This is a genomic window from Flavobacterium sp. B330r, from assembly GCF_056824325.1.
On sequence record NZ_CP124860.1, the window covers coordinates 1,945,174 to 1,956,716 of the forward strand.

The 11,543-nt window shown below is 37.0% G+C and carries 8 protein-coding genes; all 8 read left to right on the top strand.

From position 1 onward, the window contains the following. The first annotated feature begins 25 nt into the window (after positions 1-25). Positions 26-1,588 (top strand): RagB/SusD family nutrient uptake outer membrane protein, encoded by a 1,563-nt coding sequence (locus QLQ95_RS08845; RefSeq protein WP_095930666.1) that lies wholly within the window; start codon positions 26-28, stop codon positions 1,586-1,588. 127 nt (positions 1,589-1,715) lie between these two features. Next, positions 1,716-2,723 carry an arabinan endo-1,5-alpha-L-arabinosidase gene (locus QLQ95_RS08850; protein WP_095930667.1) on the top strand — a complete coding sequence of 336 codons (1,008 nt, stop codon included), beginning with the start codon at positions 1,716-1,718 and terminating at the stop codon, positions 2,721-2,723. A 54-nt stretch (positions 2,724-2,777) separates the two neighbouring features. Next, positions 2,778-4,316, top strand: coding sequence for an alpha-N-arabinofuranosidase (locus QLQ95_RS08855; RefSeq protein WP_482503456.1), 1,539 nt, complete (start codon positions 2,778-2,780; stop codon positions 4,314-4,316). An 11-nt stretch (positions 4,317-4,327) separates the two neighbouring features. Next, positions 4,328-5,950, top strand: a complete 1,623-nt coding sequence (locus QLQ95_RS08860) for an arabinan endo-1,5-alpha-L-arabinosidase (RefSeq protein WP_482503458.1) — start codon at positions 4,328-4,330, stop codon at positions 5,948-5,950. A gap of 321 nt (positions 5,951-6,271) precedes the next feature. Then, positions 6,272-7,216: a glycoside hydrolase family 43 protein gene (locus QLQ95_RS08865; protein ID WP_482503460.1), complete on the top strand. Its 945-nt coding sequence runs from the start codon at positions 6,272-6,274 to the stop codon at positions 7,214-7,216. An 89-nt stretch (positions 7,217-7,305) separates the two neighbouring features. Beyond that, a complete protein-coding gene (locus QLQ95_RS08870) occupies positions 7,306-8,286 on the top strand; it encodes a family 43 glycosylhydrolase (protein ID WP_482503462.1) in 981 nt (326 codons plus the stop codon). 12 nt (positions 8,287-8,298) lie between these two features. Continuing rightward, positions 8,299-10,278, top strand: coding sequence for a glycoside hydrolase family 127 protein (locus tag QLQ95_RS08875; RefSeq protein WP_482503464.1), 1,980 nt, complete (start codon positions 8,299-8,301; stop codon positions 10,276-10,278). Between the two features lie 41 nt (positions 10,279-10,319). After that, positions 10,320-11,432 (top strand): glycoside hydrolase family 43 protein, encoded by a 1,113-nt coding sequence (locus QLQ95_RS08880; protein ID WP_482503466.1) that lies wholly within the window; start codon positions 10,320-10,322, stop codon positions 11,430-11,432. Positions 11,433-11,543 lie beyond the last annotated feature (111 nt).

Below are 11,543 nucleotides of genomic sequence, written 5' to 3' on the forward strand. Positions count from 1 at the left end.
GGTCTAACCATTAAAACGTATTAAAATGAAATCTAAATTTTTTAGCTATATAACCGTTTTCCTTTCACTAGCCTTGGTAACCACAAGCTGTGTGGATAACGAAGATTTGACTCAACTAGATCCAAATAATGATTCAGTCGATAACTTTTGGAAAACAGATGAAGATGCATTGCAAGGTGTAAATGCTGCTTACGGAAGTTTACTAACAGACGGAACTTACATGAGAAGCACACCATTATTATTAGATGCAAAAGCAGATGATTCTCGTACCAACAGCCCTTGGGCATCAATGTATAATGTGGGGCACTTCAATTCAAATGTTGCAGATGCAGCGATTTATGGATGGGCTTACGAAACCTATTATCAAGGTATTTACCGTGCCAATCAAGTATTGACAAATGTACCCGGAATTGAATTTGAAGACGAAGCTTTAAAAAACAGAATTATAGGACAAGCTTATTTCTTAAGAGGATTGTACTTTTTTCATGCAGTAAACATGTTTAAGAATGTACCTCTTCCAACAGAATTAGCGGTTTATTATCCTCAAAAAACACAAGATGAAGGCTGGGCGCAAGTTATTGCAGACTTTAAAGCAGCAGCAGAATTACTTCCAAATTCTTATGTTGGACTTTCAGGATTAGATGGGGGACAAAAAGGACGTGCAACTAAAGGTGCGGCCTTAGGATATTTAGGAAAAGCCTATTTGTTTACAAAAGATTTTACAAATGCTAAAACAACTTTTAAGCAAGTTATAGATTTAGGAGTTTACTCTTTGGTAGCAAATTACCGTGACAACTTCACCACAGCAAACGAAAACAATTCAGAATCTCTTTTTGAAGTGCAATTTAGCCGTGATGCCGGAGGTGTCGATTTAGGTTGGGGAGGTGCTCCTGCTTCTGGATGGGGAAAAACATCTGCAAGAGCCATTACCTATGCACCCCGTGCTTTTGGATGGACAGACGTTCAGCCAACTTGGGCATTGTTTAATGAATTTAAAGAAGAAAAAACAAAAACAGGACAAGATGATCCTCGTCTAGATGCTACTATTTTCTACAATAAACCAGGCGGAATGCAATTGTACGGAAAAGATTTTGCCACATTCTATGCTTCAAGTCCAGCCGATTTAAATGATTTATTCTGCAGAAAATACCAAAACTCTGACGGACAATTTGCAGACGAATACGATTGGCGTTCCGGAATCAATGAGCGTTTATTAAGATATGCCGATGTTCTTTTAATGTATGCTGAATGTTTAAATGAAACAGGCGATACTCAAGGAGCTTATACTTACATTCAAATGGTGAGAGACAGAGTAAATCTTCCTGATTTAGCCACTGCAAAACCAGGATTGTCTCAAGCGCAAATGAGAGAGCAGATTGGTCACGAAAGATTTTTAGAATTTCCTCTAGAAGGACACCGTTTTGACGATATCCGCCGTTGGGGATGGCTTCAAGACCCTGCTAAATTAGCTTGGTTAAAAGCAAGAGATGCTGAGTTTAATTCTTATACAGCAGGAAGAGAATATTTCCCAATTCCACAATTAGAAATGGATAACAACCCGGGAACTGTTCAAAACGACAGTTATTAAGTTTTCACTCTCGGTTTTCAGTCACAGTCTCACTGTATACTGTAACTGAAAACTGAGACTATAATATTATGCCTTAGAATTTGGAATACAAGAGAAGTAATTTTTAACAGTAACTAAAATTAGAATAATGAAAACAATTACAAGTTTGATTTTATTAGCGATATTATTTGGGAGTTGTCAAAATGAAGATATTGTCCCAACACAAGAAGGAACAACAGCAGTTGTAAATGCAGAGGATTCAAAGGTTACCAATTTAACAGCAAAAACAGTCAGCGGAAATGTGCCATCACATGATCCAAGTACGATTGTAAAAAGTGGTGTTAATTATTATGTTTTTACTACAGGAGATAATATTCCAGTTACCTATTCAACAAATCTAACAAGCTGGGCTTGGGGAACATCGGTGTTTTCATCAACGCCAAGTTGGATTACAGGATATGTTCCAGGGTTCGTTAAGACCTTTTGGGCGCCAGATGTTGCTTGGTTTAATAACAGATGGAATATGTACTATTCCTGTTCTACATTTGGTTCAGCCACTTCTGCAATCGGACTGGTTACAACACCAGCCATTTCGCAAAGCGCGGGAACAACATGGACAGACAGAGGAGTTGTTGTTTCTTCTTCATCAGCATCAGATGTTAATGCAATCGATCCGTCAATTTTAGTAGATGGAAGCAATGTCTATATGGCTTACGGTTCATGGCATGCTGGTATTGGTGTAATTCAAATTAATCCTTCGACAGGAAAAACAACAGGAAGCAGAACCATTGTTGCTGGCGGAAACAGTGCATCTTGGGAGGCTCCTTGTTTAATTAAAGAAGGAAGCTATTATTACTTATTTGTAAACCGAGGAACTTGCTGTAATGGAGTTAACAGCACCTATTATATTGTAGTTGGGCGTTCTACAAGTCCGTTTGGGCCTTTTGTGGATAAAAACGGAGTATCTCTAAAAAGCGGCGGCGGAACAACCGTTCTGGCTTCACAAGGAAATTATATCGGTCCAGGGCATTTGTCAAGAATTACAGGAACGCAAAAGGGAGCGGTTCATTATTATGACGGAGCCGACAGCGGAAATCCAAAACTCGAAATTGTATACTTTACTTGGTCATCAGGATGGCCGACACTTTCTTATTAAAAAATTAAAATTCAGAGGAAAGTTTTCGGGCTTTCCTCTACAATAAAAACCACTATGAAAAAAGCACTTTTAATCACATTTCTTATTTCGTTTTGCAGTCAGCTGAATTTTGCGCAAACCACAATCACCATTAAAAATACGGCCGATGCGCCAACAATTGACAAAAATATTTACGGTCATTTTGCAGAGCATTTAGGGCGTTGTATTTACGGAGGATTTTTTGTGGGAGATACTTCGAAAATTCCAAATACAAAAGGAGTAAGAAATGATATTATTGCGGCTTTAAAAGATTTAAAAATCCCAAATTTAAGATGGCCAGGAGGCTGTTTCGCTGATACTTACCATTGGAAAGATGGAATCGGGCCACAAGAACAAAGACCAAATATTGTAAACAAATGGTGGGGCGGAGTTACTGAAGATAACAGTTTTGGAACACACGATTTCTTGAACATGTGTGAACTTCTTGGAGCAGAACCTTATTTATCTGGAAATGTAGGAAGCGGAACGGTTCAAGAATTAGCAGACTGGGTTCAGTATACGAACTTCAGCGGTAAAAGTCCGATGAGTGATTTACGTGCTAAAAATGGAAGAAAAGAACCTTGGAAAGTAAAGTATTGGGGAATTGGAAATGAAGCTTGGGGATGTGGAGGAAATATGACGGCAGAATATTATGCAGGAGAATACCGTAAATATGCGACTTTCATGTCTGACTGGGAAAATACGGGAGGAATCACAAGAATTGCTTCTGGATCAAACAGTGCAGATTACAATTGGACAGAAGTTTTAATGAAAGGAATTCCGCTAAATATGTTAGGCGGAGTTGGAGTTCATCATTATGCTGTAATTGACTGGGGTAAAAAAGGAGATGATAGAAATTTTACAGAAGAAGGCTATTTTAAAACGATGCAGTCGGCTCTAAAAATGGAAGAATTAGTTACGAAACATTCTGCTATTATGGATAAGTACGATCCTGAGAAAAAAGTAGCCATGATTGTTGACGAATGGGGAGGCTGGTACGAAGTAGAAAAAGGAACAAATCCAGGATTTTTGTATCAGCAAAATACCATGCGTGATGCGGTTTTAGCTGGAGCAACTCTTAACATTTTCAATAACCATGCAGATCGTGTTCGTATGGCAAACCTAGCACAATGTGTTAACGTTTTACAAGCTGTAATCCTTACAGACAAAGCTAAAATGATTGTAACGCCAACGTATCATGTAATGAAAATGTACAGCGTGCATCAAGATGCGAAGCTATTGCCAGTAAATTTCGAATCACCATCATACACTTTTAATGGAGAAAAACTTCCTGCGGTTTCGGTTTCAGCATCAAAAGATAAAAATGGCGCAGTTCATATTTCATTAGTGAATGTGGATGCAAAAAACAAAAACAAAATCGAAATTGATATAAAAGATTTAGGTGTGAAAAACTTCACAGGAACGGTTATAACATCGGCTAAATTACAAGATTACAATTCATTTGAAAACCCAAGTAAAATTGTTCCAGCAGCTTTTAAAGGTTTCGAAAACAAAAAAGGAAAATTGGAAATTACTATTCCTCCTTTTTCAGTTGTGGTTTTAGAAGGAAAATAAAATAGAAGCAGATGAAAAAGAAAAACTTCATTTTGAAAACCATTTCTCCCATCGGATTTTTTGTAGCCGCAATTCTAATGGCAAGCTGTTCCAAAGATGATCCAGCGGTAGAAACCCCAGATCCAGATCCTGTGGTGACACCTCCAGTGGTAACGCCAACATTTGCAGGGCCAACTTATGCAGATAATTATACTGCATTTGCAAGTTGGAACACTAGATCACAATGGAATCTGGCAAATGTACATGATCCGTCAGTCGAAAAATCGGGAGAATACTATTATATGTACCAAACCGATGCTTCGTACGGAAACGCACATGAGGGTAACGGACATTTTTTTTACAGAAGATCAAAAGATTTAATCAATTGGGAATTTATGGGATCTTCAATGGCTCAGGCTCCAGCTTGGGTAAAAGATTCTTTAAATAATAAAAGAGCCAGAATGAGTCCAGCTCTTCCTCCGATAGAAAATCCAAATTACGGATTTTGGGCACCGTGCGTTCGAAAAGTAGGTAATGTTTTCAGAATGTATTACAGCATCGTCGTAACCAATCCCATTACTGGAACAGACACCAATACTTCTTGGACAGAACGTGCTTTTATTGGTTTGGCTGAAACAACAGATTTGGCTTCTAATAATTGGGTTGATAAAGGAATGGTAGTCTGCTCAGAACCTGACGGCGTAAAAAGTTATGTTAGAAATGGAGGAAACGATTGGGATGCTTATTTTAAATTCAATGCCATTGATCCGAGTTTTATTGAAACCCCAGAAGGTGAACAATATTTAATTTACGGTTCTTGGCATTCTGGAATTGCAGCTTTAAAACTAAATCCGACAACAGGAAAACCAGATAAATTAAAAACAATCGACGATTACGGAGTTCGAATCGCGGGTCGTGGAAATGTAAATTCAAATCGATGGCAAGCACTTGAAGGACCAGAAATTATCTACAATCCAGACACGCAATATTATTATTTGTTTCTGGCTTATGACGAATTATCGGTTGCTTATAACACACGAGTTGCGCGTTCTAAAAACATTCTTGGTCCTTACGTAACCAACACTGGAATGAGTATTACAAACGGTGCCGAATGTTTTCCATTGGTAACGCATCCGTATCAGTTTAAAAATCATACAGGTTGGGTTGGATTTGCGCACTGCGCTGTTTTTCAAAATCCAGAAACAAAACAATGGTTTTATGCTTCGCAGGCACGTTTGCCAGAAGGAGTTTCTGGAATTGCGGTTTCAAATGCAGTCATGATGGGACATGTGCATGGAATTCAATGGACAGAAGACGGCTGGCCTGTAATAGAACCAGAACGTTATGCTGGAGTACCCACAACGACTTTTGCAGAAGGAAATCTGGTTGGAACATGGGAACAAATTACCATGAATTATCAGTACAAAACCATGCAGAAAGCGGTTACGATTTATTTAACTGCCGACAAAAAAGTAAGTGGGGATATAACAGGCACTTGGTCTTACGATCCTGCAAAAAAAATTGCTACCATAAACGGAGTGAAATGCAACGTAATTGATGCCTGGGATTGGGAATCGGCAACCAGAAAAGTGACTTTAAGTTACACCGGAATCAATAGTGCGGGATTAGCAGTTTGGGGTAAAAAAGTAAATTAGAAAATTCCAATTTTTTAAATGCCAAATTCCAAGTATTAAACAATAGCCACAAATTAAAGGATTAAAAAGATTCAAAAAAATCTGCCAAATCTGCGAGAGAATAAAAATTTAAACACATAGAAACATAGGTTTTTTTGATCTGTAAAAAGAGTACAAAACAAATCTAGATTTGAACACATAGATTGCTATGTGAATTTTAAATAAATGAAATGCCTTTTTCAGACAAAGTAATACTATGATTCTATGTGTTAAAAAAAGAAACTATAGACTAAAAGATAAATCCATTTAATCTGTGAAATCTGTGGCAAAAAAAAGTAACAAATGAAAAACCTATTTATAAACCTTTCTGTTTTGCTTTTATCGATTGTGGGAACAGCACAATCGGTAAAATTCAACAACCCCATTATTACAGATAAATATACAGGAGATCCCGCAGCATTGGTTTACCAAGACAAAGTGTATTTGTATGCAGGTCATGATGAAGCGCCAAACGATTTTAATTTTTATAAAATGAATGAATGGCTAGTGTATTCTTCTTCTGATATGAAAAAATGGGAATCACATCCTGTGCCATTGAAAGTAACCGATTTTAAATGGGCAAAAAGTGATGCATGGGCTTCACAGGTAATAGAAAAAAACGGAAAATTTTATTGGTATGTAACAGTTGAACATGGTACTGTTCCAGGGAAATCAATCGGAGTTGCTGTGGCAGATAATCCGCTTGGGCCTTTTAAAGATGCATTGGGAAAAGCACTAATCACCAACGATATGACCAAATTTAGCGATATAAGCTGGGACGATATCGATCCGACGGTTTTTATTGATACTGACGGACAAGCCTATCTGTTTTGGGGAAACACAGCCTGTCATTACGCCAAATTAAAAGAAAATATGACTGAAATAGACGGAGAAATTTATCACATAAAATTACCAAATTTCACTGAAGCACCATGGATTCATAAGCATAACGGCTGGTACTATTTGTCATACGCATATGAGTTTCCTGAAAAAATTGCCTATGCCATGAGCAAATCCATTACAGGACCTTGGGAGTTTAAAGGAATTCTGAATGAATTAGCAGGAAACAGTAACACCAATCATCAATCTATAATTGATTTTAAAGGACAATCGTATTTCATTTATCATAACGGAGCATCAAAACCACATGGAGGAAGTTTTAGAAGATCTGTTTGTGTAGATAAATTATTTTATAACAAAGACGGAACAATGAAACGTGTCGTAATGACGTCTGAAGGAATACAGTAATAAATGTTCAGTGTTCAGTTACAGTTTGACTTATATTATCTAAAGCAGTTCTCATTTAGCCAAAACTTAAACTTACTTAAATCACTTATATGGTTTACAAAAATATAAAATATACAATTTCAATTTTTTTGATGCTGACAACTTCGGTAATTATGGCGCAGGAAATTGTCGTGCACGATCCTGTTGTTATTAAGCAAAAAGACACTTATTATTTGTATTGTACAGGGAACGGAATCAGTGTTTTTAGCTCGAAAGATTTAAAAAAATGGAACAAAGAATCACAAGTTTTCAAAGAAAAACCAGTTTGGGCAGATGGCGTTGCGGCCGATTTTAAAAATCATATTTGGGCGCCAGATATTTCATTTCACAACAATACCTATTATCTGTATTATTCAGTTTCGGCTTTCGCCAAAAACACATCGGCGATTGGCGTTGCGACTAATACAACTTTAGATCCAAAAGATAAAAATTACAAATGGGTCGATCACGGAATTGTCATTCAATCACAACCAAACAGAGATATGTGGAACGCTATTGATCCGAATCTAATTTTTGATGAAAACAACACGCCTTGGCTTTCTTTCGGTTCTTTTTGGGAAGGATTGAAATTGGTAAAATTAAATCCCGATTTAAAATCAATTGCACAACCTCAGGAATGGCATACGATTTCAAAACGTAAAAGATCTTTTGAATTAACAGATTCAGATCCAGGAGATGGCGCGCTAGAAGCTCCTTTCATTTTTAAGAAAAACGGATACTATTATCAATTTCTTTCTTGGGATTTATGCTGTCGCGGAGAAAAAAGCACTTACAAAGTGGTTGTTGGAAGATCAAAAAATGTAGCAGGACCTTATTTGGATAAAGAAGGGAAACAACTCGATCAAGGTGGAGGAAGTTTAGTAGTTCAAGGGGATGAAAATTACTTTGGCGTAGGCCATAACAGTGCTTATACTTTTGATGGAAAAGATTATATGTTTTATCACGGTTACGAAAAGAAAAGCAACGGAACATCAAGATTAGTGATTAGAGAAATACAATGGGATACTGATTTGTGGCCTGTTTTAAAATAGAATACAACAATAATGAAGAAATACAACTTACCCATTTTAACGATTTTCATGTCACTTCTGATTTTGGTTTCCTGCAAAGAGACCAAGAATGATGTGGTGCAGCATAAAACATCTGTTTTAAAAGCAGGTTACGAAATAGAGCCGGTTAACATTCAAAATGTAAAACTGACAGATTCTTTTTGGCTTCCAATTATCAAAAGAGTGCAGGAAGTAACAATCGAATATGCGATTAAGAAATGTGATGAAGAAGGTCGTTTTGAGAACTTTTTAATCGCTGGAAAACAGAAAACTGGAAAAGTGCGAGGCGATATGCCTTTTGATGATACCGATGTTTACAAAATCATAGAAGGAGCATCCAACACTTTAATCAGTGCTCCGAATCCGAAATTGGAAAGAGTTTTAGATTCGATGATTGCCATTGTAAAAATTGGTCAGGAACCAGACGGATATATTACCACTTGGAGAACGATAAATCCCGCAAAACCACCAGCACCTTGGGTTCCTGTAATTGAAGGAAAACGTTGGGAATCTTTGCAGATTAGCCACGAATTGTATAATCCAGGACATTTAATTGAAGCGGCAATCGTGCATTATGAAGCCACAGGAAAAACCAATTTTCTTGACATTGCGATAAAAGCTGCCGATATGCTGGTGCGAACTTTTGGAGATAATCCAGGACAGGTAAAAGGAGTTCCGGGGCATCAGATTGTAGAAACGGGCTTGATAAAATTATACCAGATTACAGGAAAAGAAGATTATCTGAAATTGGCAAAATACTATTTGGACAATCGCGGAAATCCGAACAATCATAAATTATACGGAGAATATGCACAGGATCATATTCCTGTAATTCAGCAAAATGAAGTTGTGGGGCATGCGGTTCGTGCCGTTTATATGTACGCAGGAATGACCGATATTGTTGCCATGACCAAAGATAAAGCCTATGAAAATGCCGTAAATAATTTATGGGATAATATGGTCAATAAAAAAATGTACATCACAGGCGGAATCGGTTCAAGACACGACGGTGAAGCTTTTGGAGCCAATTATGAATTACCAAATCTAACGGCTTACAACGAAACCTGTGCGGCAATTGGCGATGTATATTGGAATCATAGACTGCATAATTTATACGGGAAATCACAATATTTTGATGTCATAGAAAGAACGATGTATAATGGATTAATTTCGGGTATTTCGCTTGACGGAAAACAATTTTTCTATCCAAATGCCTTAGAAGCCGATGGTGTTTACAAATCAAACAGAGGCTCTTGCACGCGTCAGGCTTGGTTTGACTGCTCTTGCTGTCCAACTAATTTAATTCGTTTTATTCCGTCAATTCCAGGATTGATTTATTCGAAAACAAAGAACGATTTGTATGTGAATTTATATGCTTCAAACGATGCTTCTTTCACCTTAGGAAAAACCGATTTACAGATTTCGCAACAGACTTCTTATCCTTGGAACGGAAAAGTTAGAATCTCGGTTAATCCTAAAAAAGAAAGCCAATTCACGATTAAACTTAGAGTTCCAGGCTGGGCAAGAAATGAAGTTTTGCCAGGAGATTTGTATACGTATAAGAAGGCTTCAACTCAAAAACCAACCATTACTGTAAACGGAGAAATAGTAGCAATTCAGCCTGAAAATGGCTATTTCAATGTGACTAGAAGCTGGAAAAAAGGAGACAAAATAGCGCTTAATTTCCCGATGGAAGTTCAAGAAGTAGAGACTAATTCTAAAGTTGAAACAAACAAAAACAAAGTGTCTTTAGAATATGGTCCGATAGTATATGCTGTTGAAGAAATCGACAATAAAAACAACTTTGATAAAATCGACATTTCTTCTTCAGATACTTTCAAAGTGAGAAAAGAAGCCAATTTATTGCAAGGTGTAAATGTCATCGAAAATTCAAAATTCAAAGCCATTCCATATTATTCTTGGTCAAATCGTGGAGTTGGGAAAATGAAAGTGTGGATTGATTTTAAAGACTGAATTCCTCACAAATAAATTAAATGCAAACAAACCAGTATAACATGCAAACAAACCTATTAAAAAATTGGGCACTTTCAGCAATTGTTTTTGTAAGTGTTTCTTCCTGTACAGATAAAAAAGCAGAAAAAGAACTGTCTAAAGAAGTGACTACTACAAAAACAACTTTAACTAATAAACCTATAGTCTTGCAAAGAGCAGATCCTTTTATTTACAAGCATACAGATGGGTACTACTATTTTACAGGATCGGTACCAACCTACGACGCTATAGAGTTAAGACGTGCAAAATCTATTGCTGAGCTTCAAAATGCTGAAACCTTTAGAGTATGGGAAAAACATAAAAGCGGACCAATGAGTCGTCATGTGTGGGCTCCTGAAATTCATTATTTAGATGGAAAATGGTACGTGTATTTTGCAGCAAGTGAAGAAGAGGATATTTGGAAATTAAGACCGTATGTTTTGCAATGTACAGGTCAGGATCCTTTACGTGACAAGTGGATTGAACTTGGGCAAATGCAGGCAGCTGATGCAGATCCGAAAAGCTTTACCGATTTTTCTCTGGACGGAACTGTATTTGAGCATAAAAATAAACGCTATTTCTGTTGGGCAGAAAAAACAGGCGGACAGTTCGCTGCTTCCAATTTGTATTTAGCCGAAATGGAATCGCCAGTAAAACTAAAAACAGTTCAATTCATGCTAACGACTCCCGATTATGATTGGGAACGCGTAGGTTTTTGGGTAAATGAAGGTCCTGCGGTTATTAAAAACAAAGGGAAAATTTACATTACTTTTTCGGCAAGTGCTACTGGTTCTTGTTACAGTATGGGAATGATGGAAGCAGATGAAAATGCTGATTTACTAGATAGAAATTCTTGGAAAAAATCTAGATATCCAGTATTAAAAACCAATGAAGCCAAAAAGATTTATGGGCCAGGACATAACTCATTCACTGTGGATGAAAACGGAGAACCATTAGTAATTTATCATGCAAGGGATTACGAAAAAGCTGTTGGTGATCCAAAAGTGGTGCCTGCAACAGATAAAAGACCGTTGAAAGAAATTATTGCAGATCCATTATATGATCCTAATCGTCATGCGAGAATGATGAAATTAAAGTTTGATGAAAACGGTAGACCAATATTCGAATTTAACTAAAAAGGCCAAATGGTAATGGCGAAAAATCATTTGCAGTACCAATCAAAATTAGTTCAAAAAAAGTCAGTTTTTGGTAAGCGGATGTAAAGTTCAGTATGATTTTTCAGCTTA